General features: G+C 68.6%; 31 protein-coding genes and 2 tRNA genes. 16 read left to right on the forward strand and 17 right to left on the reverse strand.

Features of this window, described 5'->3' with window-relative positions; genetic code table 11:
• The coding region (locus AC3EGR_RS23850) for a c-type cytochrome (RefSeq protein ID WP_488549026.1) at positions 1-624 on the reverse strand (624 nt) is incomplete at its 3' end.
• Between the two features lie 61 nt (positions 625-685).
• Between AC3EGR_RS23850 and AC3EGR_RS23855 the strand changes: the two genes are divergently transcribed.
• The 3 genes from AC3EGR_RS23855 (at position 686) to AC3EGR_RS23865 (ending at position 2,394) form a co-directional block, all read left to right on the forward strand.
• Positions 686-880, forward strand: a complete 195-nt coding sequence (locus AC3EGR_RS23855) for a hypothetical protein (protein WP_488549027.1) — start codon at positions 686-688, stop codon at positions 878-880.
• A 45-nt stretch (positions 881-925) separates the two neighbouring features.
• The gene (locus AC3EGR_RS23860) at positions 926-1,342 is read left to right on the forward strand and encodes a response regulator (RefSeq protein WP_488549028.1); all 417 of its coding nucleotides are present in this window, start codon (positions 926-928) and stop codon (positions 1,340-1,342) included.
• A gap of 122 nt (positions 1,343-1,464) precedes the next feature.
• Positions 1,465-2,394, forward strand: coding sequence for a formate/nitrite transporter family protein (locus AC3EGR_RS23865; RefSeq protein WP_488549029.1), 930 nt, complete (start codon positions 1,465-1,467; stop codon positions 2,392-2,394).
• On the opposite strand, the gene glgP is transcribed toward AC3EGR_RS23865, so the two are convergent.
• Genes glgP through AC3EGR_RS23885 form a run of 4 tightly spaced genes read right to left on the reverse strand, consistent with a single transcriptional unit; the run spans position 2,360 to position 5,520 of the window.
• Positions 2,360-4,051 (reverse strand): alpha-glucan family phosphorylase, encoded by a 1,692-nt coding sequence (gene glgP, locus AC3EGR_RS23870; RefSeq protein WP_488549030.1) that lies wholly within the window; start codon positions 4,049-4,051, stop codon positions 2,360-2,362. The genes AC3EGR_RS23865 and glgP overlap by 35 nt on opposite strands.
• Complete coding sequence (locus AC3EGR_RS23875) at positions 4,048-4,428, reverse strand: chaperone modulator CbpM (protein ID WP_488549031.1); 381 nt, start codon at positions 4,426-4,428, stop codon at positions 4,048-4,050. Before AC3EGR_RS23875 ends, glgP begins: the two co-directional genes overlap by 4 nt.
• On the reverse strand, positions 4,412-5,338 hold the full coding sequence (locus AC3EGR_RS23880) for a DnaJ C-terminal domain-containing protein (protein ID WP_488549032.1): 927 nt from the start codon (positions 5,336-5,338) through the stop codon (positions 4,412-4,414). The genes AC3EGR_RS23875 and AC3EGR_RS23880 overlap by 17 nt, the downstream gene beginning before the upstream one ends.
• A gap of 8 nt (positions 5,339-5,346) precedes the next feature.
• Positions 5,347-5,520, reverse strand: coding sequence for a hypothetical protein (locus tag AC3EGR_RS23885; protein ID WP_488549033.1), 174 nt, complete (start codon positions 5,518-5,520; stop codon positions 5,347-5,349).
• Positions 5,521-5,647: 127 nt separating this feature from the next.
• Between AC3EGR_RS23885 and AC3EGR_RS23890 the strand changes: the two genes are divergently transcribed.
• The 3 genes from AC3EGR_RS23890 (at position 5,648) to AC3EGR_RS23900 (ending at position 6,685) form a co-directional block, all read left to right on the forward strand.
• On the forward strand, positions 5,648-5,968 hold the full coding sequence (locus AC3EGR_RS23890; protein ID WP_488549034.1) for an ElaB/YgaM/YqjD family protein: 321 nt from the start codon (positions 5,648-5,650) through the stop codon (positions 5,966-5,968).
• A gap of 112 nt (positions 5,969-6,080) precedes the next feature.
• The gene (locus tag AC3EGR_RS23895; RefSeq protein ID WP_488549035.1) at positions 6,081-6,524 is read left to right on the forward strand and encodes a universal stress protein; all 444 of its coding nucleotides are present in this window, start codon (positions 6,081-6,083) and stop codon (positions 6,522-6,524) included.
• A gap of 85 nt (positions 6,525-6,609) precedes the next feature.
• Positions 6,610-6,685, forward strand: a tRNA-Arg gene (locus AC3EGR_RS23900).
• 24 nt (positions 6,686-6,709) lie between these two features.
• Here AC3EGR_RS23900 and AC3EGR_RS23905 read toward each other — a convergent pair.
• Together AC3EGR_RS23905 and AC3EGR_RS23910 are read right to left on the reverse strand one after the other, a co-directional pair.
• Positions 6,710-8,812 carry a xanthine dehydrogenase family protein molybdopterin-binding subunit gene (locus AC3EGR_RS23905; protein WP_488549036.1) on the reverse strand — a complete coding sequence of 701 codons (2,103 nt, stop codon included), beginning with the start codon at positions 8,810-8,812 and terminating at the stop codon, positions 6,710-6,712.
• Entirely contained in the window at positions 8,809-9,282 is a 474-nt protein-coding gene (locus AC3EGR_RS23910; protein ID WP_488549037.1) for a (2Fe-2S)-binding protein, read from the reverse strand. Before AC3EGR_RS23910 ends, AC3EGR_RS23905 begins: the two co-directional genes overlap by 4 nt.
• Before the next feature lie 75 nt (positions 9,283-9,357).
• On the opposite strand from AC3EGR_RS23910, the gene AC3EGR_RS23915 reads away from it, so the two are divergent.
• From AC3EGR_RS23915 to AC3EGR_RS23950, 8 genes are all read left to right on the forward strand, one after another.
• Positions 9,358-10,047 (forward strand): TetR family transcriptional regulator, encoded by a 690-nt coding sequence (locus tag AC3EGR_RS23915; RefSeq protein ID WP_488549038.1) that lies wholly within the window; start codon positions 9,358-9,360, stop codon positions 10,045-10,047.
• Positions 10,048-10,154: 107 nt separating this feature from the next.
• Positions 10,155-10,718 (forward strand): TRAP transporter small permease, encoded by a 564-nt coding sequence (locus AC3EGR_RS23920; protein ID WP_488549039.1) that lies wholly within the window; start codon positions 10,155-10,157, stop codon positions 10,716-10,718.
• A 4-nt stretch (positions 10,719-10,722) separates the two neighbouring features.
• Positions 10,723-12,003: a TRAP transporter large permease subunit gene (locus AC3EGR_RS23925; RefSeq protein WP_488549040.1), complete on the forward strand. Its 1,281-nt coding sequence runs from the start codon at positions 10,723-10,725 to the stop codon at positions 12,001-12,003.
• Positions 12,004-12,031: 28 nt separating this feature from the next.
• Positions 12,032-13,030 carry a TRAP transporter substrate-binding protein gene (locus tag AC3EGR_RS23930; RefSeq protein WP_488549041.1) on the forward strand — a complete coding sequence of 333 codons (999 nt, stop codon included), beginning with the start codon at positions 12,032-12,034 and terminating at the stop codon, positions 13,028-13,030.
• Positions 13,031-13,046: 16 nt separating this feature from the next.
• A complete protein-coding gene (aroQ, locus tag AC3EGR_RS23935) occupies positions 13,047-13,520 on the forward strand; it encodes a type II 3-dehydroquinate dehydratase (protein WP_488549042.1) in 474 nt (157 codons plus the stop codon).
• 20 nt (positions 13,521-13,540) lie between these two features.
• The gene (locus AC3EGR_RS23940; protein ID WP_488549074.1) at positions 13,541-14,374 is read left to right on the forward strand and encodes a shikimate dehydrogenase family protein; all 834 of its coding nucleotides are present in this window, start codon (positions 13,541-13,543) and stop codon (positions 14,372-14,374) included.
• 3 nt (positions 14,375-14,377) lie between these two features.
• Positions 14,378-15,292 (forward strand): 4-hydroxyphenylpyruvate dioxygenase, encoded by a 915-nt coding sequence (locus AC3EGR_RS23945; protein ID WP_488549043.1) that lies wholly within the window; start codon positions 14,378-14,380, stop codon positions 15,290-15,292.
• The gene (locus AC3EGR_RS23950) at positions 15,289-16,194 is read left to right on the forward strand and encodes a sugar phosphate isomerase/epimerase family protein (protein WP_488549044.1); all 906 of its coding nucleotides are present in this window, start codon (positions 15,289-15,291) and stop codon (positions 16,192-16,194) included. The genes AC3EGR_RS23945 and AC3EGR_RS23950 overlap by 4 nt, the downstream gene beginning before the upstream one ends.
• Here the strand turns inward: AC3EGR_RS23950 and AC3EGR_RS23955 are convergent.
• Entirely contained in the window at positions 16,191-16,895 is a 705-nt protein-coding gene (locus AC3EGR_RS23955; RefSeq protein ID WP_488549045.1) for a glutathione S-transferase N-terminal domain-containing protein, read from the reverse strand. The genes AC3EGR_RS23950 and AC3EGR_RS23955 overlap by 4 nt on opposite strands.
• 162 nt (positions 16,896-17,057) lie before the next feature.
• Here AC3EGR_RS23955 and AC3EGR_RS23960 point away from each other — a divergent pair, with 162 nt between their 5' ends.
• Complete coding sequence (locus AC3EGR_RS23960; RefSeq protein WP_488549046.1) at positions 17,058-17,399, forward strand: hypothetical protein; 342 nt, start codon at positions 17,058-17,060, stop codon at positions 17,397-17,399.
• A gap of 167 nt (positions 17,400-17,566) precedes the next feature.
• Positions 17,567-17,908, forward strand: a complete 342-nt coding sequence (locus AC3EGR_RS23965) for a hypothetical protein (protein WP_488549047.1) — start codon at positions 17,567-17,569, stop codon at positions 17,906-17,908.
• 93 nt (positions 17,909-18,001) lie between these two features.
• Here AC3EGR_RS23965 and AC3EGR_RS23970 read toward each other — a convergent pair.
• The 9 genes from AC3EGR_RS23970 to secY form a co-directional block, all read right to left on the reverse strand.
• A tRNA-Met gene (locus AC3EGR_RS23970) sits at positions 18,002-18,078 on the reverse strand.
• Between the two features lie 20 nt (positions 18,079-18,098).
• A complete protein-coding gene (rplQ, locus tag AC3EGR_RS23975) occupies positions 18,099-18,500 on the reverse strand; it encodes a 50S ribosomal protein L17 (protein WP_488549048.1) in 402 nt (133 codons plus the stop codon).
• Between the two features lie 63 nt (positions 18,501-18,563).
• Complete coding sequence (locus tag AC3EGR_RS23980; RefSeq protein WP_488549049.1) at positions 18,564-19,553, reverse strand: DNA-directed RNA polymerase subunit alpha; 990 nt, start codon at positions 19,551-19,553, stop codon at positions 18,564-18,566.
• Between the two features lie 129 nt (positions 19,554-19,682).
• Positions 19,683-20,306 (reverse strand): 30S ribosomal protein S4, encoded by a 624-nt coding sequence (rpsD, locus tag AC3EGR_RS23985; protein ID WP_488549050.1) that lies wholly within the window; start codon positions 20,304-20,306, stop codon positions 19,683-19,685.
• A gap of 90 nt (positions 20,307-20,396) precedes the next feature.
• A complete protein-coding gene (gene rpsK / locus AC3EGR_RS23990; protein ID WP_330907323.1) occupies positions 20,397-20,801 on the reverse strand; it encodes a 30S ribosomal protein S11 in 405 nt (134 codons plus the stop codon).
• A 19-nt stretch (positions 20,802-20,820) separates the two neighbouring features.
• Positions 20,821-21,186, reverse strand: coding sequence for a 30S ribosomal protein S13 (rpsM, locus tag AC3EGR_RS23995; RefSeq protein WP_488549051.1), 366 nt, complete (start codon positions 21,184-21,186; stop codon positions 20,821-20,823).
• Between the two features lie 17 nt (positions 21,187-21,203).
• Positions 21,204-21,317 carry a 50S ribosomal protein L36 gene (rpmJ, locus tag AC3EGR_RS24000; RefSeq protein ID WP_011481465.1) on the reverse strand — a complete coding sequence of 38 codons (114 nt, stop codon included), beginning with the start codon at positions 21,315-21,317 and terminating at the stop codon, positions 21,204-21,206.
• A gap of 25 nt (positions 21,318-21,342) precedes the next feature.
• A complete protein-coding gene (gene infA, locus AC3EGR_RS24005; protein WP_488549075.1) occupies positions 21,343-21,561 on the reverse strand; it encodes a translation initiation factor IF-1 in 219 nt (72 codons plus the stop codon).
• A gap of 2 nt (positions 21,562-21,563) precedes the next feature.
• A complete protein-coding gene (gene secY / locus AC3EGR_RS24010) occupies positions 21,564-22,880 on the reverse strand; it encodes a preprotein translocase subunit SecY (RefSeq protein WP_488549052.1) in 1,317 nt (438 codons plus the stop codon).
• Between the last annotated feature and the right edge of the window lie 9 nt (positions 22,881-22,889).

Genomic DNA, 22,889 nt, shown 5'->3' on the forward strand with positions numbered 1-22,889 from the left:
GGCAGGCGCAGCAGCGGCGGCGGGCGCGGCAGCAGCACCGGCAGCAGCACCGGCAGCAGGGGCGGCGCCGGCAGCATCGGCCGCGACCGGGGCCGCGGGGGCGGCGGGCTCGGCGAACTTCGCGCCGCTGGCGTTGGCCATATAGGCCACCGCGCGGGCGACTTCCACGTCGCTGAAGTCGCCGCCGGCCTGCGGCGGCATGGCGCCCTTGCCCTTGAGCGCCGACTGCACGAGCGCGTCGAAGCCGTTCTTGATGCGGTTGGCCCAGGATGCGGCATCGCCGAACTTGGGCGCGCCGGCCACGCCCGCGGTGTGGCAGGTCGTGCACTGCGCCTTGAACACGGCCTCGCCGGTGGCGAGCGGCCGGTTGGCGTCGCGGATCTCCACCGTGCCCACCTTGCGGATGCGCTCGGCGACGCCGCGCTCGATGTCCTGCGCGGTGACGCCGCCCAGCACGTACTTGTCGATCTGGCTGCTGCCCGCGGGCTTGCTGTCCGACGAGACGTAGGCCACCAGGGCGATGATCACGAGGACGGGAACCAGGAAGGAGAACAGCACCGCGATCAGCAGCTGCTTGGGGGTCTTGATCGGACCGGTGTGGGCTTCTTCCAGCTTGTCGCTCATGGCGTCCTCAGAGAATTCGCGTTTTCGGGATCAACCGGCGATTATAGCCAGCGGGTCCCGCATGGCCGGGTCGGACCTCGCCCCGCATCGGCCCGGCGCCGCGTTGAGAAAGATCAAGGCGGCCGGCCGCCCCGCTTCCTGCATTGCCCATGTGGCCGCGGCCACGCTTGCCACAGCCACCAGCGAGGACATCACCATGAGCAACCTGCGACTGCTGGACCCCGTGTTCGGCGACAGTTTCTTAGCAGCCAGTTGAGGCGGATCAAGGCGGCCCGCCTTGGCTGCGAACCATAGTTCGCGCATGGTTCCAACGCTGAAGGTCTTCCTGGCCGAGGACTCCGACCTGGTCCGCGAGCGCATCCGTTCGCTGCTTGTCGAAACGGGCGCCACCATCGTCGGCGAGGGCCGCACCCCGCAAGGGTGCATCGGCGGCATCCTGGCCTCGCGTCCCGACGTGGTGGTGCTGGACGTGCGCCTGGAAGGGGGCACCGGACTGGAAGTGCTCAAGGCCGTCCAGGTCGTGGTGCCGGCGGTTGCGTTCGTCGTCTTCAGCAACAACGCAAGCCCGGCCTATCGCCAGCGCTACCTGCGCGAGGGCGCGTGCGCGTTCCTCGACAAGAGCAGCGAGTTCGACCAGCTCGCGCCGGCCGTGGCGCAGGCGCACGGGATTGCCGCGGCGCCCCATGCCGGCCCGCCCCAGCCGGGCGGACCCGCGTAGGCCGGACCGGACATGCCGGATCCACCACGGCCACGTGCGCGCGCACGTGCACGCCCGGCGCGAGCTCCACTTGCCGCAGGTCAAGTCCCGCGCGCAAGTGGCGCATAGGATTCCCTACGCACATGAACGAGCTCTACGGATTCGACGCCTACGCGCCGGCCGAAATCGCGCACCGCATCCAGACGCTGGGGGCGGCGAAGGCCCGGCTCGCGCTCGCACCCCTGGTGATGCTCGGCGTGCTGGCCGGAGCCTTCATCGGGCTGGGGGCCATGCTCGCCGTCATCGTGCGGGCCGACGACACCCTGGGCTTCGCCGCCTCGCAGCTGCTCTCCGGTGCGGTGTTCTCGCTCGGGTTGCTGATGGTGGTCGTCGCCGGCGCCGAGCTGTTCACGGGCAACAACCTCCTCGTGCTGGCGTGGGCCGAGCGCAGCATCACCACCGCGCAGGTCGCGCGCAACTGGGTCGTCGTCTGTGCCGCCAATTTCGCCGGCGCCGTCGGCCTTGCCTTCCTGGTGCACCTGAGCGGCCACACCGAGATGGGCAACGGCGCGATCGGCCGCACAGTGGTCAGGCTGGCCCTGGCCAAGCAGCAGCTGCCCTGGGAGCAAGCCTTCGTCCGCGGCGTGCTGTGCAACGTGCTGGTGTGCATGGCTGCGTGGATGGCGGTGGCGGGACGCAGCGTCGTGGACCGGGCCGTCGCGGTCGTCTTCCCCATCACTGCCTTCGTGGCGGCCGGCTTCGAGCACAGCATCGCCAACATGTACCTGCTGCCGCTCGCCATGCTGGTGCAGTCGGGCGCCGACGCTGCACCCGTCGGTGCCGCGGTGACGCTGCCCGGCATGGCTGCGAATCTCGCGTTCGTGACGGCCGGCAACCTGGTCGGCGGCAGCGTCCTCGTGGGTCTGGCGTACCACTTCATCTACGGACGGCAAGGCACCCGCGAACCGCCCGAGGCCGCGCACGGGGAGACTTCGCAGTGGCAGGCGGCCGCGCCGCCGGACGGCGGCGGCGCGCCCGTCAACGCGCGTAAGCCTCGAGCGCGTAGCGCCTGAGCATGCGGTGGCTGTTGAAGCAGGCGCCGTTGCGTGCGACGGCGTTCTTCATCACGGCCAGCCAGCCGGCGCGATCGCCGTGGAACATCGGCAGGATGGCATGTTCGAGCTTGTCGCAGAGCGAGAACGCCTCCTCCGTCGCCTCCTGCGGGGCGTCCGTTCCGACCGACCAGCCCGTGACTCCCTCGGACCACCCTTCCACCCACCAGCCATCCAGCACGCTGAGGCTGGGCACGCCATTGAGCGCCGCCTTCATGCCGCTGGTGCCCGACGCCTCCAGCGGGCGCTGCGGGGTGTTCAGCCAGAGGTCCACCCCCGCCACCAGAAGGCGCGCCAGCCGCATGCCGTAATCGGGCAGGAACACGACTGGCAGCGTGCCCGCGAGTTCACGCGCGACGGCATGCAGCTTCTCGATCTGCCGCTTGCCCTCCGTATCGCGCGGATGCGCCTTGCCGGCCAGCACGACCTGCAGCGGGAACAGGCGCGCGATCCGGCGCAGGCGTTCCATGTCGGTGAACAGCAGGTCCGGACGCTTGTAGGCCGTCATCCGCCGTGCGAACCCGATCGTGAAGCAGTCCGCCGACAGGCGCGCGCCGGGACAGGCCTGCGCGACGCAGGCGGCGAGATCGGCCTTGGCGGCCGCATGGGCGCCGGCGAATTCCGGGTCCGGAATGCGGTCGACCTGCATCAGCAGCTCGGGCTCCCGGCACCAGCGCGGGATGTGGCGTGTGTACAAGGCCCGATGGGCGTCGGACGCCCAGGTCCAGGGATGCACGCCGTTGGTGATGGCGTGCACCTCGTAGCCCGGAAACATGGCCCGCGAGGTTTCCGCATGCCGGCGCGCCACCCCGTTCACCCAGCCGCTCAGGTTCAGCGCCAGGCGTGTCATGTTCAGCCGCTCCGCCCCCGCGAACTCCTTGAGGACCGGTTCGTCCCAGAGCTCGCCGAGCAGGTCGCGGGCGAGCGCGTAGTCGAACTGGTCGTGGCCGGATGGGACCGGCGTGTGCGTGGTGAAGACGCAGCGCGCCGCGACCGCTGCCGCCGAGTCCCGCATCGTCTCGTGATCGCCGCGGGCGCGCCGCACGCGCAGCAGCTCCAGCGCCAGGAAGGCCGCATGGCCCTCGTTCAGGTGGTACGTGGCGACCTCGATGCCGAGCGCCGCGAGCATCCGCACGCCGCCCACGCCGAGCACCAGTTCCTGGCGCAGGCGATAGCCCTCGTCACCTCCGTACAACCGATCGGTCAACCCGCGGTCCCCGTCGTCGTTTTCCGGCAGGCCCGCGTCGAGCAGCAGCACGCGGACTCCTTCGTCGTCCGTGCAGCCCGGACTGCGGACGACGTATTCCCACGCGACGATCCAGACGTCGCGCTGCCCGATGCGCACGCGCACCTTCGCGTCGAGCCGGCGCGCGAAGCGCTCGGGCTGCCACGGGTCGGCGCTTTCCACCTGCGCGCCGTCCACGATCTGCTGGCGGAAGTAGCCTGCACGGCTGAGGAGCGTCACCCCGATCATCGGCAAGCGCAGGTCGGCGGCGCTGCGCAGGTGGTCCCCGGCGAGCACCCCGAGGCCGCCGCTGTAGGTGGGGATGTCCGGCTCCAGGGCGATCTCCATCGAGAAGTACGCCACCTGGGCGCCCTGCCCGGCCGGCTGCTTCACTGCGGCAGGTGTCCGTGCGGCTCGCGCCATCCACCCGGCCCCTCGCGCAAGTCCTGCACTCCGTGCACCCCGTGCGGCAGGTGCGCCTGCAGCCAGCGGACCTGCCGCTCGAGATCGTCGATGCGTCGCAGGAACCCGAACAGCAGGCCGGCGGTGAACAGGTCGAGGTCGTAGTCGGCGCGCAGGCGCACCGCGGCGCGCAGGGCGGGCACGCACGCAGCGTCGAACAGCCGCTCGCCGGCGATCGGCTGCAGGTTGCCGTATTCGACCAGCTCCTCGACTTCCGCATCGCTCAGCCCGCACAAGGCGCCGAGCTCGCGCTGGCCGACGGGCTGCGTCCCGTCGAAGCGGGTCCGGTCCTCAGGCGCGGGTGCCATGCGATTCCTCCCGGTCCACCAGCGCGCGCGGATCGAAGCGCGACACGCGGGCCAACTCCTCGAACAGCTCGCGCTCGCGCGGCGTGAGCGTGGCCGGCACCTGCAGGTGCGCTATTGCATACAGGTCGCCGCGCCCGCCATGCCCGGTGGCAAGGCCCCGACCGCGCAGGCGCAGCTTGCGTCCGCCCGGCGTGCCCGCGGGCACGGTCAGCAGCATCGGCCCGTCCAGCGTGGGCACCTCGACGTCGGCCCCGAGCGCCGCTTCCCACGGCGCCAGCGCGAGGTCGAAGTACAGATCGTGCCCGTCGACCCGGAACAGGGGATGCGGCGCCAGCGCGACGTGCAGGTAGATGTCGCCGGCCGGCCCACCGTGGCGACCGGCCCCGCCCTTGCCGCGCAGCCGCAGGCGCTGGCCGTCGGTCACGCCCGGCGGCACGGTGACCGCCAGCGTGCGCGTGCCGTCCTCGTGCGCGACGTCCAGGCTCACCGTGACCCCGCGGTGCGCCTCCTCCAGCCCGATGCGCACGCCCGCTTCGTAGTCGCGCCCGCGCAGCGGCACCGGCCCGGCACCGCGCGCATGCCGATGCCGGCCGGCTCCGAGCGCCGCCAGCAGGTCGGCCAGGTCCATGCCCTCGAACGCGTCGCCCGCGAACTGGTCCTGCCACTGCGGCGGCGGAGCGAACTCCTCGCCGGGGCGATGCGCACCCAGGCGGTCGTAGGCGGCCCGCTTCTCCGCATCCTTCAGGGTCGCGTAGGCCTCGCCCACCTCCTTGAAGCGCAGTTCGGCGTCGGGCTCCTTGGCGACGTCGGGATGGTGGCGGCGCGCGAGCTTGCGGTAGGCCTTGCGGATCGTGTCCGCGTCCGCTTCACGCGGCACGCCGAGGATCGCGTAGTAGTCCTTGTACTTCACTGCCTGCCTCAATCCAGTTCCGACGCATAGGGGAGTTCGATGAAGGCGGGCGTGGCCGCGTAGAGCGCGTTGACGGCGGCGCCGAGGCGGCCGGCTATCTCACGCGCGGCTGCGAGACGCCGGCCGCTCGCAAGGGTGGGATCGAGGTGCACCAGCACCTGCCTGCAGGAAGGGGTTGCCATGGCCGTGCTCCAGGGAAGCGATGGAAGCACCATAGCCGCAGGAACGGCACCGGCTTTGACGCACCGCAAGTGGCGCGCAGTCGACCCAGCCCAGACTGCAACCCGTGCCACCACGAAAGGAACTTCCATGAACGACGCCAGCGAAACCCCGGCGGCCGAGCAACTGCGACTCGCCCGCGACCTCCGCACCCTGGTCGACGACGCGGAGGCGCTGCTGCACCATGCCGTGCAGGATGCCGGCCAGGGCTACGCCGCAGCCCGCGCGCGACTGGAGCAGAGCCTCGCGCGCGCAAAGGCGCGGCTGGACGCCACCGAGCGCGCCGTCCGCGGCCAGGTGCGACAGAAAGGCGCCGCGGTGAACGAGTACGTGCACGAGAACCCCTGGCCTGCGATCGGCGCCGCTGCCGCTGCCGGGGCGCTGGTGGCCCTGCTGCTGGCGCGCCGCTGACGCCATCCGCCCACCGGGACGGCCGCCGGCGTGGGCCCGCTTGACCTTCATCAAGCGGGTCCGCGGGGCCGCTGCCTACGCTATCGGCTGCGGGCATCCGCAGGAGAACACCATGTACAAACGCATCCTGGTCCCCACCGACGGCTCCGAGCTGTCGAAGAAGGCCGTCCGCAGCGCGGTCGATTTCGCCTCCACCGTGGGAGCGGAAGTCGTCGCCCTGCACGTCGTGCCCCGCTACCGCAACTCCTATTTCGACGGCGGCGCGGCCGTGTCGCCGACCGAAGTGAAGGCCGTCGAGGATCGCTGGGCCGAACACGGACAGGCCCTGGCGGACGAGGTCGGCCAGTCGGCGCAGCAGGCGGGCGTGAAGGCCAAGGCCATCACCGTGCGCTCGGACCTGGTGGCCGAAGCGATCCTTTCGGCCGCCCGCAAGAACAAGTGCGACCTGGTCGTGATGGCCTCGCATGGCCGCAAGGGCCTCAAGCGCCTGCTCCTGGGCAGCGAAACGCAGCACGTGCTGACCCACGGCGACATTCCCGTGCTGATCCTGCGCTGAACCGGCGGTGCCGGGTTCGCGCGCCTGGCGTCGGCCCCCGAGCGGCCCCGATGCCAGGCTGTGAGGCGATACAATAGCCCTGACTGCGGCTGTAGCTCAGTGGATAGAGTATTGGCCTCCGAAGCCAAGGGTCGTGGGTTCGATCCCCGCCAGCCGCGCCACCATTTCCCCCCGCCTGTCCTCCTTCACGCGCGCGCAAGCAGCTCCAGCATGCGCTCGCGGCTGAGCGGCAGGTCGAAGACGCGCTGTCCGATCGCGACGGACACGGCATTCGCGATCGCGGCCGCGGTCGGGCCCAGGGACGTTTCACCGACACCGAGGCTGGCGTTGCCGTGCGCGCCGACGAATTCCGTGGTGATCGCCGGCACGTCGCCGAAGCGCAGCACCGGATAGGCATCCCAGCCCGAGCGCACCGGGCCTGCCCCATCGAAGCGCACGGCCTCCAGGGTCGTCCAGCTCAGCGCCTGCAGGATGCCGCCCTCCACCTGGTTGCGCGCGCCATCGGGGTTGACGACGAGCCCCGCGTCGACGGCGCACCAGACGCGGCGAACGCGCACGCGCTCTTGCAGCACCACTTCGGCGACCACGGCGCACCAGGCGCCGCGCCCCTTGTAGCGCGCCAGGCCGATGCCGCGCGTGCACGCATCGCCCGCGGCGCCGGGGCCGCTCCAGGCGCACAGCGCGAGCACGTGGCGCAGGACGGCCGCCGCTCGCGGATCCTCGAGATGGCGCAGGCGGAACTGCGCCGGATCGCATCCTGCGCGCAAGGCGAGTTCGTCCATCATCCCTTCGATCGCGAACACGTTGGCGAAGGCGCCGAGCGCACGCAGCGCGGACGTGCGCAAGGGTGTGGTGGCGAGGGCCAGCGAGAGGCCGCGAGCGCCCACCTGGTACACGGGCTGCGCGTTGCGCGTGGCGCCGCCGCCGCGCTCCTGCGGAACTTCCCGATCCTGCTGGCGCTCGAGCGCCGGGTCCACCGCGGCGGCAGCCAGCAGATTGGGCGTGCCTCCCACGCCGGGCCGCATGTTGTGGCTGGTGCTGCGCACGTGCGTGTCCCAGCGGGCGATGCGCCCGTCCGGGCCCAGCGCCGCGCGGATGCGCACCGCCATGGGCGCGCCCAGCGGCGCCTCACGCAGTTCCTCCTCGCGCGACCACTGCACGCGCACCGGCGTGCCCGGCAAGGCGGTGGCCACGAGCGCCGCGTCGAGCGCCGCGTCATCGGCACCGTTGTGGCCGTAGCAGCCCGCGCCTGCGACGTGGTGCACGTGGATGCCGGCCGGCGTGCGCGCGAGCACCTGCGCGATCGCGTCGCGCAACGCGAAGATGCCCTGGCTGTGCGACCAGACCTGGAGCACCTCGTCTTGCTGCCACGCAAGCGCGCAGCTCAGGCCGATGGAAGCGTGGGCGAGGAAGGGACGCGTCCAGGTGCCTTCGACGTCGCCGCCGCTGTCCTGCGGCGCGGGCTCGAAGACGGTCTCCTGCACCGGTTGCCGCTGCAGCCAGGCGGGCACGTCCGCGCCGATGTCCTCGGCGGACGGAAGCTCCCACTGGACGCACGCATGCAGCACGTCCAGCCCTGCGCGGGCGCCGCGCTCCGTGGACGCGACACAGGCCAGGAAGTCGCCGCGCCGGACCCAGCGGGCGCCACGGGCACGCGCCGCGAAGCGCTCGGCGTCGAAGGACAGCAGGCGGGCACCGCGCGCGGGCAAGCGCAGCGCGGCCGCGTGCTGCATGCCAGGCAACTCCAGGTCCTGGAGGAAGGCGCCGCCGGCGAGCTTCGCCGCCAGGTCGATGCGCGCCAGCGGCGTCCCGACGCTGCCACCCGGCTGCGGGGGCGCGAGCCGGTCTTCCTCGCAGATGCGCTGCGCGAGCAAGCCCAGCCCTTCCCGCCAGTAGCTCCAGCCGGTGCCGCGGCCTCGATGCTGCACCTCGCCTGCGCGCACCTCCAGCGTGGCAGGGGACACCTCCAGCGCCGCGCTCGCTGCCTGCAGCAGACGCCAGCGCATCACGCTGCCCAGCGTGCACATCACCGGCCCCGACTCTTCCAGCGACCTGCTGCCGACGGTGAAGCCCTCGTCGGGCCAGCAGTGCGTGGAGGCCGAACGCATGTCGACCTGCGAAGGCGCGACGCCGAGGCCGTCCGAGACCAGTTGCGCGAGCGCGGTGAGGATGCCTTGCCCCAGTTCCACCTTGCCGGTGCGCACCGTCACGCGGCCGGGCGTCTCGAAGGCGAGCCACAGCGAGGGATCGGGCTGGGAGGCGAGCGCGGACGGCAGTTCTAGGCTCACCTGCCCGCTCCGCGCGTGGCGTGCCACGCCGCTTCCACCGCCGCCAGGATCCGCGGATGTGCGCCGCAGCGGCACAGGTGGTCCTGCAGCGCCGCGGCGATGTCCTCGCGCGACGCCTGCGGCGCGGCGCGCAGGAACGCGAGCGCGCGCATGAGGATGCCACTGAGGCAGAAGCCGCACTGGCCCGCCTGCAGGCGTTCGAACTCGGCCAGCAGCGCGCGCCCGTGCGTGCTCGTTGCGAGCGCCTCCGCCGTCGTCACGCTGCGGGACTGCAGGTTTCCCATCTCGACCTGGCAGGCATGCTGCGGCGTGCCGTCCACCAGGACGACGCAGGCACCGCATTGACCCTGGCCGCAGCCCAGGCGCGTGGCTTTCAGCTGGAGTGCGTCGCGCAGGTGTTCGGCGAGCGTGCAGCGCTCGTCGGCCGCTGCCTCGCACGGCGCGCCGTTGACTTCGAATCGGACGTTCATGCTGGCCGCCATTTTGCGGCGCGATGCCGCATGCGCCTCTTGGTGGCGACACCGATGCCGCCCTATACTGCCGCCATGAACGAACTGGTACATTTGAAGCCGGGCAAGGCACGTTCGCTCAAACCGGCCGCCAAGGAGACCACGCGCACCAACGACCCGGAGCGCACGAAGGCGAACATCCTGGACGTGGCCGCCGGGGAGTTCGGCGAGAAGGGCCTCGCGGGCGCACGCATCGACGAGATCGCCGCGCTGACGCAGACCAGCAAGCGGATGATCTACTACTACTTCGGCAGCAAGGAGGGCCTGTACCTCGCCGTGCTGGAGGAGTCGTACCGCAAGGTGCGCGAGATCGAGTCCGAACTGCACCTGGAAGACCTGGAGCCCGAGCAGGCCCTGCGCCGCCTGGTGGCCTTCACCTTCGACCACCACCTCACCCACGAGAACTACATCCGCCTCGTGATGACCGAGAACATCAACCGCGGGCAGTACATCGGGCAGTCCAAGCGCATCCAGGAACTGAACGTCACCGCCATCGCGGCCATCCGGCGCCTGTACCAGCGCGGCGTCAAGACGGGCGTCTTCCGCCCGGGCCTGGACCCCGTGGACATCCATGCGTCGATCTCGGCGCTGAGCTTCTTCAACGTCTCGAACCGCCACACCTTCGGCGTGATCTTCAAGCTCGACACCCGCTCGAACGTCTACATCGCCCACCGCCGCGAGAGCGTGATCGAGATGATCGTGCGCTTCATGCGCGCCGACGGATGAGCGTGGCTGCGGGTTTACCCGCAGCACAAAACTAACCAGTCCGTACAAAATCCGGGCTGCATTTCGCGCCCCCTCGTCCCGTCCCCCGCGCCCAAGGAGACCAGCCTATGTTGCAGACCCTCATCGACCGGTTGTGCCGGCTGCTCACCGCCATCATGGTGGTCTTCCTCGCACTGATGGTCCTGATGGTCTTCGGCAACGTGGTGCTGCGCTACGGCTTCAACAGCGGCATCACCGTGTCCGAGGAACTCTCGCGCTGGCTGTTCGTCTGGATGACGTTCCTGGGCGCCCTGATCGCCCTGCGCACGCATGCCCACCTGGGCACGGATAGCCTGGTGGCGCGCCTGCCGGTGGCGGGCAAGAAGATCTGCCTCGGCCTGTCGCACGTGCTGATGATGTACCTGTGCTGGCTGATGTTCCGCGGCGCCTGGCAGCAGACCCTGATCAACTGGGGCACCACCAGCGCCGTGATGGAAATCTCGATGGGCTACTTCTACGCGAGCGGCCTGTTCTTCTCCGTGCTGGGCTTCCTCTTCATCCTGAACGATTTCATCCGGTTGCTGTCCGGCCGCCTCTCGGAGTCCGAGCTGATCGGCATCACCGAGTCCGAGGACGAGGTCCCGCACGGCGAAGCTGAAGCCGCCACCCCCGCCACCGCCACTTCCAAGTGAAGCCATGACCATCGCCATCTTCCTCGGCTCGCTGCTCGGCGCCATGGCGCTGGGCGTCCCCATCGCCTTCTCGCTGCTCGCCTGCGGCGCCGCGCTGATGTGGCACATGAACATGTTCGATGCGCAGATCCTGGCGCAGAACACGATCGAGGGCGCCAACAGCTTCCCCCTGCTGGCCGTGCCCTTCTTCATGCTCGCCGGCGAGATCATGAATGCCGGCGGGCTGTCGCGGCGCATCGTGCAGTTCGCCATGACACTGGTGGGGCACGTCCGCGGCGGCCTGGGCTACGTCGGCATCATGGCGGCGATCATCATGGCGGCGCTCTCCGGTTCCGCGGTGGCCGACGCCGCCGCGCTGGCCGCGTTGCTGCTGCCCATGATGAACCGCGCCGGCTACGACACGGCGCGCTCGGCCGGTCTGCTGGCCTCGGCCAGCATCATCGCGCCCATCATCCCGCCCAGCATCGGCTTCGTGGTGTTCGGCGTGGCCGCCAACGTCTCCATCTCCAAGCTGTTCCTCGCCGGCATCGCCCCGGGCCTGATGCTCGGCGCCGCACTGTGGATCACGTGGTGGTGGCTGGTGCGCAAGGAGAAGATCCAGGCCTCGCCGCGTGCCTCGCTCGCCGAGGTCCTCGCCTCCTTCAAGGACGCCACCTTCGCCCTGGTGATGCCGATCATCGTGGTGGTGGGCCTGAAGTTCGGCGTGTTCACGCCGACGGAAGCCGCGGTGGTCGCTGCCGTGTACGCGCTGTTCGTCTCCACGGTCGTCTACAAGGAGCTGAAGCTGTCCCAGCTCTATGGACTGTTCGAAGCCGCCGCGAAGACCACTGCCGTGATCATGTTCCTCGTGGCCGCGGCGATGGTCTCCGCCTGGATGATCACGGTGGCCAACCTGCCGGCCGAAGTGGTGGCCCTGCTGCAACCGCTGCTGGACCAGCCCACCTTGCTGATGCTGGCGATCATGGTGCTGACGATGGTCGTGGGCACCGCCATGGACATGACGCCCACCATCCTGATCCTCACGCCCGTGCTGATGCCGATCGTGAAGGCCGCCGGCATTGACCCGGTCTACTTCGGCGTGCTGTTCATGATCAACAACGCCATCGGCCTGATCACGCCGCCGGTGGGCACCGTGCTGAGCACGGTCGCCGGCGTCGGCAAGGTGAGCATGGACGAGGTCACCAAGGGCGTGTGGCCCTTCATGGTGGCGCAGTTCGCCATCATGTTCCTCATGGTGTTCTTCCCGCAGCTGGTGACGGTGCCGGCGCGGTGGTTCCACGGCTGATCCCGGCCCATTCATCGGAGACGACAAAATGAAAAGACTGTTCCTGAAGACCATCGTGGCCGCCGTCGCGCTGTCCGCGCTCGGGCTGGCGCAGGCGCAGACGCGCACGATCAAGTTCGCCAACCAGAACGCCAAGGGCCATCCCATCGTCCTGGGCATGGACCGTTTCGCCGAGCTCGTGGACAAGAAGTCCGGCGGCAAGATGAAGGTGCAGGTCTTCGCCGGCGGCACGCTGGGCAGCGACCAGGCCAACGTGTCGGCCCTGCAGGGCGGCACGCTGGAGATGGCGGCCATGAACTCCGGCATCTTCGCCAGCCTGGTCAAGGAATTCGCGATCTACGACTTTCCCTTCCTGTTCGGCAACCCGAAGGAAGCGGACGCCGTGGTCGATGGGCCGTTCGGCCAGAACCTGCACAAGAAGCTGGAAGACAAGGGCCTGGTCGGCCTCGCCTACTACGAGCTGGGCTTCCGCGAACTCACCAACAGCAAGCGCCCGATCACCAAGGTCGACGACATCGCCGGCCTGAAGCTGCGCGTGATCCCGAACCCGATCAACGTCGACTGGGTGAAGGCCCTGGGCGCCAACCCGACTCCGCTGCCCTTCCCCGAGCTGTACGCCGCGCTGGAACAGGGCGCCGTCGACGGCCAGGAGAACCCGGTCGCCACGATCAAGGGGGCCAAGCTGTACGAAGTGCAGAAGTACATGACGCTCACCAACCACCAGTACAACCCGCAGTCGGTGGTGATCAGCAAGAAGTTCTGGGACTCGCTCGCGCCCGCGGACCGCAAGGTCCTGCAGGAGGCCGCCACCGAGTCGGCCGCCTACCAGCGCACGCAGTCGCGCGCGCAGCTGCAGGCCGGCCTGGAGGACCTGCGCAAGGGCGGCATGCAGGTGAGCGAACTGCCCGCGGCGGAGATCACCAAGCTGCGCGACAAGATGAAGCCCGTGATCGACAAGCACAGCGCCAGCGTCGGCGCCGACACGGTGCACGCCATCCAGGCGGAACTGGCCAAGGCGCGCAAGTAAGGCACGGGGCGCGCGCGTGAAGAAGATCCTCGTCCTCAACGGGCCCAACCTCAACCTGCTGGGCACGCGCGAGCCGGCGCAGTACGGCGCCACGACCCTGGCGGACGTGGAGGCCCTGTGCCGCGCGGCGGGCGAGCGCCTGGGCTACGAGGTCGAGTGCTTCCAGAGCAACTGGGAAGGCGCCCTGATCGACAAGATCCACGAGTACGGGCGCCTGTTCAAGGAGGGCGGGGCGCTGGGTTGCGTGTTCAACCCCGGCGCCTACACCCACACGTCGGTGGCCCTGCACGACGCCATCAAGGGCGTGGACGGCCTGCCGGTGATCGAGTGCCACATCTCCAACGTGCACGCGCGCGAAGCCTTCCGCCACCACTCGTACATCTCGCCGGCCGCGGCCGGCATCGTCGTCGGTTTCGGCGTCGCCGGCTACCTGGTCGCACTCGAAGGCCTGGTGCGCAAGCAGGACCCCGACAACGTCACGCTGCGTTGAACGCCTTTCTCCATCCCATGCTGATCAACGGCCACACCGAATTCATCGCCCACCTGGGCTGGCCCACGCACAGCTTCAAGGCCCCCATGATCTACAACCCGTACTTCGCGTCGGAAGGGATCAATGCGGTGGTCGTACCCATGGGCTGCAAGCCGGAGGCCTTCCCTGACGCACTGCGCGGCCTGTTCCGCCTGGAGAACATCCGCGGCGCGCTGATCACCATGCCGCACAAGGTGAGCGTGGTCGACCTGCTGGACGAAGCGACGCCCACGGTGAAGGTCGCCGGCTCCTGCAACGCGGTGAAGCGCACGCAGGACGGGCGGCTGCTGGGCGACATGTTCGACGGCGAGGGCTTCGTGCGCGGGCTGCGCGGCAAGGGCCTGGAGCTGCGCGGTGCGAGCGCACTCGTCGTCGGCAGCGGCGGCGTGGGCTCCGCGATCGCGGCTTCCCTCGCCGCTGCGGGCGTCGGCACGCTGGCGCTGTACGACGTGCAGGACGCCGCGGCGCAAGGGCTGGCCGAGCGGCTGCGCACGCACTTTCCGAAGACCCAGGTGCGCACCGGCGGCCGCGACCCGGCAGGCCACGCGCTGGTGGTGAACGCGACGCCGCTGGGCATGAACCCGGGCGATCCGCTGCCGATCGACATGGACCGGCTGGACAGCCGCACCTTCGTCGGCGAGGTGGTGATGAAGACCGAGATGACGGCCTTCCTGCAGGCGGCGCAGGCGCGCGGCTGCCGCGTGCAGGTCGGCACGGACATGTTGTTCGAGATGATCCCGCCCTACCTGGAATTCTTCGGCTTCCCGACCACGAGCGCCGCGAACCTGCGGACCCTGGCACGACTGGAGTACTAGAAGATGTCGGACCTGCTGCTCCAACCGGAACACGCGCGCGAGCCCCTGCAGGACTCGTTCAGCGACGAGGACAACCCGATCGGCCTCGACGGGGTCGAATTCGTCGAGTTCGCCACCGGCAAGCCCCAGGCCCTGGGCCAGGTGCTGGAGATGATGGGCTTCCGGCCCGTCGCGCGCCACCGTTCGCGCGAGGTGCTGTTGTACCGGCAGGGCGGCATGAACATCGTCCTGAACGCGCATCCGCGCGACGCCGACGGGGCCACGCATGGCGAAGCGGCGCCTGCCATCGCGGCGGTCGCATTGCGCGTGCGTGACGCGCGCGCCGCCTACCGCTACGTGCTGGAGCACGGCGGCTGGGAGGTGCCCACGCATCCCGAGGCGATGGAGCTGAACATCCCGGCCATCCACGGCGTCGGCGGCACCCGCATCTATTTCGTGGACCGCTACCGCGAGTTCTCGATCTACGACGTGGACTTCATCCCCATCCCCGGCGTGGAGCGCAACCCGCCCGCGATCGCGGGCATGCACTTCTTCGGCATCGTGCAGTACATAGGCGCGGGCCGCACCTACGACTGGCTCGAGTTCTACCGCGAGCTGTTCGGCATCCAGGCCATCCCGGACGAACAGCGCTTCGGCATCATGCCCGCGGGCAAGCTGCTGCGGGCCCCGGCGCTGCAGCCGGCCAACCGCTTCATGCTGCAGGTGATCGAGCCGGAGAGTGATTCGCTGGACCCCAGCGAGCGCCTGCAGCGCATCGGCCTGGGCGTGCCCGACGTGCTGGCGGCCGTGCGGACCCTGCGCGCGCTGGGCATCGAGTTCGTCGAGACCGAGGCCGCGCACACGGAGCGGCGCGGCGCGATCACCAAGACCTACCTGGGCAGCGTCGTGTTCGAACTCGTGCACAGCGACAAGCCATGAGCGACCGGCGCAGCCTGCACCAGGCGGTGCGTGCCTTCGGCATGGACACCATCACGCTCGCCGGCCCGCTGGAAGCCAAGCTCGAAGCCATGCAGGAAGCAGGCTTCAGCCAGGTCATGCTCAAGGCCAACGACCTGGTCGGCCATCCGCAGGGCTGGCAGGCCGCGGTGAAGGCGGTGCGCTCCAGCGGCCTGCGCGGCACCGGCTTCCAGGTGCTGCGCGACTTCGAAGGCCTCTCCGGCCACCTGCACCAGTACAAGGTGGACATCGCCAAGACCATGCTGGAGATGTGCGCCGCGCTGGGCTGCGACGTGCTGCTGGCGTGCTCGTCGACCTCGGCGCATGCGAGCCAGGACCTGGACCACATCGCCCGCGACCTGCGCAAGCTGGCGATGCTGGCCGTTCCCTTCGGCATCAGGATCGCCTATGAAGGCCTGTCCTGGGGTCGCACGGTCAACGAGTTCACCACGGCCTGGGACGTGGCATGCCGCGCCGACTGCCCCAACCTGGGCATCGGCATCGACTCCTTCCACATCCTCGCGGCGAAGACGCCCCTGGACGCGATCGACGACCTCGATCCCGCGAAGATCTTCCTGGTGCAGCTGTCGGACTTCATGTGGCAGGAGACCCGCACCTTCGAGGAGCGCATGGCCACGGCCCGCACCTTCCGCGTGTTTCCGGGGGAAGGCGTGCACACGCAGGAGCTGGTGCAACTGGTGCTGAAGCTCGATGCGCTGGGCTATGCCGGCGACTACAGCTTCGAGGTCTTCAACGAGGACTACGTGCAGATGCCGCTGCCCATGGTGGCGCAGCGCGCCCTGCGCTCCGCGATGTGGCTGGGCGAGGACGTGCTGCGTCGCTCGGTGCCCTTGCCCGGGCAGCTGCGCCTGCGCTCGCGCTAGTCGCGCCTGGGGATCTCCAGGCCACGCTGCACGGCGGGCCGCGCCACGAAGGCGTCGAGCACGCGCTGCACCTGCCGGAAGTCGTCGAAGCCCACGATCTCGCGCGCGCCGTAGAAGCCCACCAGGTTGCGCACCCACGGGAACGTCGCGATGTCGGCGATGCTGTATGCGTCGCCGACGATCCATTCGCGCCCTTCGAGGTGGCGATCGAGCACGCCCAGCAGGCGCTTGGCTTCGTTGACGTAGCGGTCGCGCGGCCGCTTGTCCTCGTAGTCCTTGCCGGCGAACTTGTGGAAGAAACCGAGCTGGCCGAACATGGGCCCGATGCCTCCCATCTGGAACATCAGCCACTGCAGGCACTCGTAGCGGCCCGCTTCGTCACGCGGCATGAGCTGCCCGGTCTTGCCGGCGAGGTAGACCAGGATGGCGCCGGACTCGAACAGCGCGAAGGGCTTGCCCCCGGGACCATCGGGATCCAGGATCGCGGGGATCTTGTTGTTCGGGCTGAGCGAAAGGAACTCGGGCGAGGTCTGGTCGTTCTTGCCGAAGTCCACCTTGTGCACCTCGTAGGGCAGGCCGGTCTCCTCCAGGGCGATGGAGACCTTGACGCCGTTGGGGGTGGGCAGCGAATACAGCTGCAGCCGGTCGGGATGCAGCGCCGGCCACTTGCGGGTGATGGGGAAGCTGGAAAGTGTGTTCATGAAGTGCAAAGGGCGAAAGCGCGAGTGTGCCGCGACCCGGGCCAGCGCGACTGCCGAGCTTTTCCCTTCGCCCTAATTGACCCATGCACCTGCGTGCAAAGACGATGCCGGGACTGGATTTCGGCCGGCCAGCATCCCCACCGGCCGCCACTGGAGGAAACCATGCTCAAGTCCCTGCTCACCGTAGGTGCCGCCGTCGCGGCGCTGTGCGCCTCGTCAATCGCCTATGCCCAGTCCGACACCCCCGGCGAAGGGCGCGCGGCGCCGAGCAAGCCGGCCACGGCGACCGAGAAGCAAGATGCCAAGCAGAAGCGCGCCGCCGCCGGCAAGGAAACGGTGAAGAAGGACGAGGGCCGCATCGATGACATGGGCGGCACCGCCGGCAAGGCCAAGAGTGCGACGGCGGAGGAGAAGGCCGCCGCCAAGACCAAGCGCCAGGCCGAAGGCAAGGCGGCCGCCAAGGCGGACACGGGCCGGCTTGAAGAGGGCGAAGGCAAGAAGTAGCAGTCCGTCTGCCCGGTCACTGCAGCGCGGCTCCCCGAGGGGGAGCCGTTTGCTCGTGCTGCACCCTTCCCCTCTCCCTAATTGCCCGTCCCGCGCCCGGCGCTCAGCATCGCTGCATGCCCTGCCGGGCGCCGTTGCGTCCGCGGCTTCTTTCCCCGGAGGACCCCATGCTCAAGACATTCCTGGTGACCTGCGCCGCCGCCGTCGCAGCGCTGTGCGCACCCTCGCTCGCCTATGCCCAGTCGGACACGCCGGGCGAAGGCCGCGCCGCCCCGAGCAAGTCCGCCACCAAGGCCGAGAAGGAGGCTGCCAAGAAGAAGCGGCGCTCCACGAGCAAGGAGATCGCGCACGGCAAGGGCTCCGCTTCCGGCGACAACCGCACCACGAGCGGCCCGAGCACCAAGTCCTACACCGCCGAAGAAAAGGCCGCCGCCAAGGCCAAGCGCCAGGCCGAAGGCAAGGCGGCTACGGCCGAAGGCTCCGGGCGGCTGGAAGACACCAAGAAGTAGCGCGGCGCCACTGGCTGCGGCGGGCGAGCCTGCGCGCGTGGCCGACAAGGCATGAAAAAACCCGCTGAGCCAAAGGCTTCAGCGGGTTTGAATTGGTTGCGCGGGCAAGATTTGAACTTGCGACCTTTGGGTTATGAGCCCAACGAGCTACCAGGCTGCTCCACCGCGCGTCAGAGATTGCTATTGTAGCTTATTCGCCGGTGCCTTGCTCCGTGCCGGACGCTTCGGTCGGCTCGGGGCGGTCCACCAGTTCGACCAGCGCCATCGGTGCGTTGTCGCCGACGCGGAAGCCCATCTTCAGGATGCGCGTGTAGCCGCCCGGTCGCGCCTGGTAGCGCGGCCCGATCTCGGCGAACAGCTTGGTGACCATGTCGCGGTTGCGCAGGCGGTCGAAGGCCAGGCGCTTGTTCGACAGGGTCGGCTCCTTGCCGAGGGTGATCATCGGCTCGACGACGCGGCGCAGTTCCTTCGCCTTCGGCACGGTGGTCTTGATGACCTCGTGCTCCAGCAGCGAATTCATCATGTTGCGCAGCATCGCGAGGCGGTGCTCGCTGGTGCGATTGAGTTTACGGAGGCCGTGGCCGTGACGCATGGTGTGTTCCTTTCCTTATCTAAAGGCAGCCGTGTCAGGTACTGCCAGTTCACCATTGGTTGATTAACGCTTGTCGAGGCCGGCGGGCGGCCAGCTCTCGAGCTTCATGCCCAGCGTGAGACCGCGGGAAGCCAGGACTTCCTTGATCTCGTTGAGCGACTTGCGACCCAGGTTCGGGGTCTTCAGCAGCTCGTTCTCGGTGCGCTGGATCAGGTCGCCGATGTAATAGATGTTCTCGGCCTTCAGGCAGTTCGCGGAACGCACCGTCAGTTCGAGCTCGTCGACCGGGCGCAGCAGGATCGGGTCGAACTGCTGGCTCGAACGCTGCACCGGCTGGTCGAAGGCGGCCAGTTCGGAGCCTTCCAGCTGGGCGAACACGGCGAGCTGCTCGACGAGGATCTTGGCGGAGGCGCGCACGGCGTCCTCGGCGGTGATCGCGCCGTTGGTCTCGATCTCCATGACCAGCTTGTCCAGGTCGGTACGCTGCTCGACGCGGGCGCTCTCGACGGTGTAGCTCACGCGCTTGACCGGGGAGAACGAGGCGTCCAGCACGATGCGGCCGATCGACTTGGTCGGCTCGTCGCCGTAGCGGCGCACGTTGCCCGGCACGTAGCCGCGGCCCTTCTCCACCTTGATCTGCATGTCGATCTTGCCGCCTTGCGACAGCGTGGCGATCACGTGGTCGGGATTGATGATCTCGACGTCATGCGGAGTCTGGATGTCGGCGGCCGTGACGACGCCCTCGCCGTCCTTGCGCAGCGACAGGGTCACTTCGTCGCGGTTGTGGAGCTTGAACACCACGCCCTTGAGGTTCAGCAGGATGCCCACCACGTCTTCCTGCACCCCGTCGATCGACGAGTACTCGTGCAGGACACCGGCGATGGTCACCTCCGTCGCCGCATACCCGACCATCGACGAGAGCAGGACCCGGCGCAGCGCGTTGCCCAGCGTGTGGCCGTAGCCACGCTCGAACGGCTCCAGGGTCACCTTGGCGCGGTTGACGCCAAGCTGTTCCACGTTGATGGATTTGGGTTTCAGCAGGTTGGTTTGCATGCAGGACTTTCCTCTCAATACCCCCGGCTCGTTACACCGGTAAGGCTTGGGCCCCATCGCCGTGCCCGGCGCGGGGGGACAAAAAACTTCAACGACGAGGCCCCGGCAGGGGCCCCGCTTTCACCTCGCTTAGCGCGAGTACAGTTCCACGATCAGCGCTTCCTTGATGTCGGCGCCGAATTCGTCGCGGTCGGGGACCTTCTTGAAGGTGCCTTCGGCCTTGTCGACGTTCACTTCGATCCAGGCGGGGATGCCCACCTGGGTGGCCAGCTGCAGGGCCTCGACGACGCGGTTCTGCTTCTTGGACTTGTCGCGCACCGCCACCACGTCGCCCGGCTTGACCTGGTACGAGGGGATGTTCAGCGCCTTGCCGTTCACGGTGATCGCCTTGTGCGACACCAGCTGGCGGGCTTCCGCGCGGGTGGAGCCGAAGCCCATGCGGTACACCACGTTGTCCAGGCGGGACTCGAGCAGGAACAGCAGGTTCGCGCCCGTGTTGCCCTTGCGGCGGTCGGCTTCCTCGAAGTAGCGGCGGAACTGGCGCTCCAGCACGCCGTACATGCGCTTGACCTTCTGCTTTTCACGCAGCTGCAGGCCGAAGTCGCTGGTGCGCTGGCCGGAGGTGCGGCCGTGCTGGCCGGGCTTGGAGTCGAACTTGGCCTTGTCGCTGATGGCGCGGCGGGCGCTCTTCAGGAACAGGTCCGTGCCTTCGCGGCGGGAGAGTTTGGCCTTGGGGCCGAGGTAACGTGCCACTTTCTCTTTCCTTCAAATGACTACCGCGGCCTTCATGCCGCGGGAGCCGGCAGCGCGTGCACTGCCGGCGGTGGGCTTATGCCGACGCCCTTAGATGCGGCGGCGTTTCTGCGGCCGGCAGCCGTTGTGCGGCACCGGCGTGACGTCCGAGATCGAATTGATCCGGATGCCCAGCGCGGCGAGCGCGCGCACCGAGGACTCGCGGCCCGGGCCGGGGCCGCGGATCTCGACGTCCAGGTTCTTGATCCCCTGCTCCATGGCGGCGCGGCCGGCCACTTCCGACGCGACCTGCGCGGCGAAGGGCGTGGACTTGCGCGAGCCCTTGAAGCCCTGGCCGCCCGAGGACGCCCAGGACAGGGCGTTGCCCTGGCGGTCGGTGATCGTGATGATCGTGTTGTTGAAGGACGCGTGCACGTGGCAGACGCCGTCGCTCACGTTCTTGCGGACCTTCTTGCGCACACGCTGCGCGGCGTTGTTGGCAGGAGCCTTGGCCATGTCTTATCTCTTTCCCGGTTTATTTCTTCAGCGCCTGCGCCGCCTTGCGCGGGCCCTTGCGGGTGCGGGCGTTGGTGCGGGTGCGCTGGCCGCGCATGGGCAGGCCGCGGCGATGACGGAAACCGCGGTAGCAGCCGATGTCCATCAGTCGCTTGATGTTCATCGTGGTCTCGCGGCGCAGGTCACCCTCGATGGTGTACTCGGCGATCTGGTCGCGGATCTTTTCCAGGTCGGCGTCGGTCAGGTCCTTCACCTTCTTGGAATAGGCGATGCCGGTCGCTTCGCAGATCTTGCGCGCGCGGGTGCGGCCAATGCCGAAGATCGCCGTCAGGCCGATTTCGGCGTGTTGGTGCGGCGGAATGTTGATGCCAGCAATACGTGCCATGTCTCTTTACCTCTGAATCAGCCTTGGCGCTGCTTGTGACGCGGGTCGGTGCAGATCACGCGCACGACACCCTTGCGGCGGATGATCTTGCAGTTGCGGCAGATCTTCTTGACGGAAGCCGAAACTCTCATTTCTGTTCTCCTAATCTTTCCGGCCCTACTTGGCCCTGAACACTATGCGTGCCCGCGACAAGTCGTAGGGCGTCAATTCCACGGTGACCCTGTCACCCGGCAGGATGCGGATGTAGTGCATCCGCATCTTTCCCGATATATGTCCGAGCACCATGTGCCCGTTTTCCAACTTCACCCGGAACGTCGCATTGGGAAGGTTTTCGACCACTTCCCCGTGCATCTGGATGACGTCGTCTTTCGACACGCTCACCCACCGAGTGACGTCTTGAAATTCGCTTTCTTCAGCAGCGACTCGTACTGCTGGCTCATCAGATAGTTCTGCACCTGCGCCATGAAGTCCATCGTGACCACCACGATGATCAGCAGCGAGGTTCCGCCGAAGTAGAACGGCACGTTGTACTTCAGGATCAGGAACTCCGGCAGCAGGCACACGAAGGTGATGTAGATCGCGCCGGCGAGCGTCAGCCGCGCCAGGATCTTGTCGATGTACTTCGCCGTCTGCTCGCCCGGACGGATGCCCGGGACGAAGGCGCCGCTCTTCTTCAGGTTGTCCGCCGTCTCACGGCTGTTGAACACCAGGGCCGTGTAGAAGAAGCAGAAGAAGACGATCGCCGCAGCGTAGAGCATGACATAGATCGGCTGGCCGGGGCTCAGCGTGGACGCAATGTCCTTCAGCCAGCGCATGGAATCGCCGGTGGAAAACCAGCTCACCACGGTCGCGGGCAGCAGGATGATCGAGCTGGCGAAGATCGGCGGGATCACGCCGGCCATGTTCAGCTTCAGCGGCAGGTGCGAGCTCTGGCCGCCGTAGACCTTGTTGCCGACCTGGCGGCGCGCGTAGTTGACCAGGATCTTGCGCTGGCCGCGTTCCACGAACACCACGAAGTAGGTCACCAGGACCACGGTGCCGACGATGAAGATCGCCACCAGCGGACCCATCGAGCCCGTGCGCACCAGCTCCAGCAGGCCGCCGATCGCGTTGGGCAGGCCCGCGGCGATGCCGGCGAAGATCAGGATCGAGATGCCGTTGCCGAGACCGCGCTCGGTGATCTGCTCGCCCAGCCACATCAGGAACATGGTGCCGGCCGTCAGGCTCACCACCGCGGTCATGCGGAAGCCGAAGCCCGGGTTGAGCACCAGACCGGCGGACCCTTCCAGCGCCATGGCGATGCCGAGCGACTGGAACAGCGCCAGGCCCAGCGTGCCGTAGCGGGTGTACTGGGTGATCTTGCGCCGGCCCGCCTCGCCCTCCTTCTTCAGCTGCTCGAACGTGGGGAGCACGTAGGTGAGCAGCTGCATGATGATGGAGGCCGAGATGTACGGCATGATCCCCAGTGCGAACACCGTGAACCGGCTCAGCGCGCCACCCGAGAACATGTTGAACAGGCTCAGGATGCCGCCCTGCTGGCCCTTGAACAGCTGCGCGAGCTGGTCCGGGTTGATGCCGGGCACGGGGATGTGCGCGCCGACGCGGTAGACCACGAGGGCGAGCAGCAGGAAGACCAGCCGGCGACGCAGGTCGCCGAACTTGCCGGTCTTCGCGATCTGGGCTGCGGTTGCCACGAGTGCGCG

The organism is Ramlibacter sp. G4-7 (assembly GCF_057784995.1).

What these genes read in the sequence shown, in the direction of transcription:
- AC3EGR_RS23950 (WP_488549044.1), top strand. Translation starts at nt 15,289, where the DNA reads ATGAGCGACCGGCGCAGCCTGCACCAGGCGGTGCGTGCCTTCGGCATG.
- AC3EGR_RS23865 (WP_488549029.1), top strand. Translation starts at nt 1,465, where the DNA reads ATGAACGAGCTCTACGGATTCGACGCCTACGCGCCGGCCGAAATCGCG.
- AC3EGR_RS23945 (WP_488549043.1), top strand. Translation starts at nt 14,378, where the DNA reads ATGTCGGACCTGCTGCTCCAACCGGAACACGCGCGCGAGCCCCTGCAG.
- AC3EGR_RS23860 (WP_488549028.1), top strand. Translation starts at nt 926, where the DNA reads ATGGTTCCAACGCTGAAGGTCTTCCTGGCCGAGGACTCCGACCTGGTC.
- rpmJ (WP_011481465.1), bottom strand. Translation starts at nt 21,317, where the DNA reads ATGAGAGTTTCGGCTTCCGTCAAGAAGATCTGCCGCAACTGCAAGATC.
- AC3EGR_RS23910 (WP_488549037.1), bottom strand. Translation starts at nt 9,282, where the DNA reads ATGAACGTCCGATTCGAAGTCAACGGCGCGCCGTGCGAGGCAGCGGCC.
- AC3EGR_RS23920 (WP_488549039.1), top strand. Translation starts at nt 10,155, where the DNA reads ATGTTGCAGACCCTCATCGACCGGTTGTGCCGGCTGCTCACCGCCATC.
- AC3EGR_RS23925 (WP_488549040.1), top strand. Translation starts at nt 10,723, where the DNA reads ATGACCATCGCCATCTTCCTCGGCTCGCTGCTCGGCGCCATGGCGCTG.
- rplQ (WP_488549048.1), bottom strand. Translation starts at nt 18,500, where the DNA reads ATGCGTCACGGCCACGGCCTCCGTAAACTCAATCGCACCAGCGAGCAC.
- AC3EGR_RS23960 (WP_488549046.1), top strand. Translation starts at nt 17,058, where the DNA reads ATGCTCAAGTCCCTGCTCACCGTAGGTGCCGCCGTCGCGGCGCTGTGC.
- AC3EGR_RS23885 (WP_488549033.1), bottom strand. Translation starts at nt 5,520, where the DNA reads ATGGCAACCCCTTCCTGCAGGCAGGTGCTGGTGCACCTCGATCCCACC.
- AC3EGR_RS23895 (WP_488549035.1), top strand. Translation starts at nt 6,081, where the DNA reads ATGTACAAACGCATCCTGGTCCCCACCGACGGCTCCGAGCTGTCGAAG.
- rpsK (WP_330907323.1), bottom strand. Translation starts at nt 20,801, where the DNA reads ATGGCCAAGGCTCCTGCCAACAACGCCGCGCAGCGTGTGCGCAAGAAG.
- AC3EGR_RS23980 (WP_488549049.1), bottom strand. Translation starts at nt 19,553, where the DNA reads ATGCAAACCAACCTGCTGAAACCCAAATCCATCAACGTGGAACAGCTT.
- AC3EGR_RS23955 (WP_488549045.1), bottom strand. Translation starts at nt 16,895, where the DNA reads ATGAACACACTTTCCAGCTTCCCCATCACCCGCAAGTGGCCGGCGCTG.
- AC3EGR_RS23915 (WP_488549038.1), top strand. Translation starts at nt 9,358, where the DNA reads ATGAACGAACTGGTACATTTGAAGCCGGGCAAGGCACGTTCGCTCAAA.
- AC3EGR_RS23965 (WP_488549047.1), top strand. Translation starts at nt 17,567, where the DNA reads ATGCTCAAGACATTCCTGGTGACCTGCGCCGCCGCCGTCGCAGCGCTG.
- AC3EGR_RS23930 (WP_488549041.1), top strand. Translation starts at nt 12,032, where the DNA reads ATGAAAAGACTGTTCCTGAAGACCATCGTGGCCGCCGTCGCGCTGTCC.
- AC3EGR_RS23875 (WP_488549031.1), bottom strand. Translation starts at nt 4,428, where the DNA reads ATGGCACCCGCGCCTGAGGACCGGACCCGCTTCGACGGGACGCAGCCC.
- rpsM (WP_488549051.1), bottom strand. Translation starts at nt 21,186, where the DNA reads ATGGCACGTATTGCTGGCATCAACATTCCGCCGCACCAACACGCCGAA.
- AC3EGR_RS23890 (WP_488549034.1), top strand. Translation starts at nt 5,648, where the DNA reads ATGAACGACGCCAGCGAAACCCCGGCGGCCGAGCAACTGCGACTCGCC.
- AC3EGR_RS23855 (WP_488549027.1), top strand. Translation starts at nt 686, where the DNA reads ATGGCCGGGTCGGACCTCGCCCCGCATCGGCCCGGCGCCGCGTTGAGA.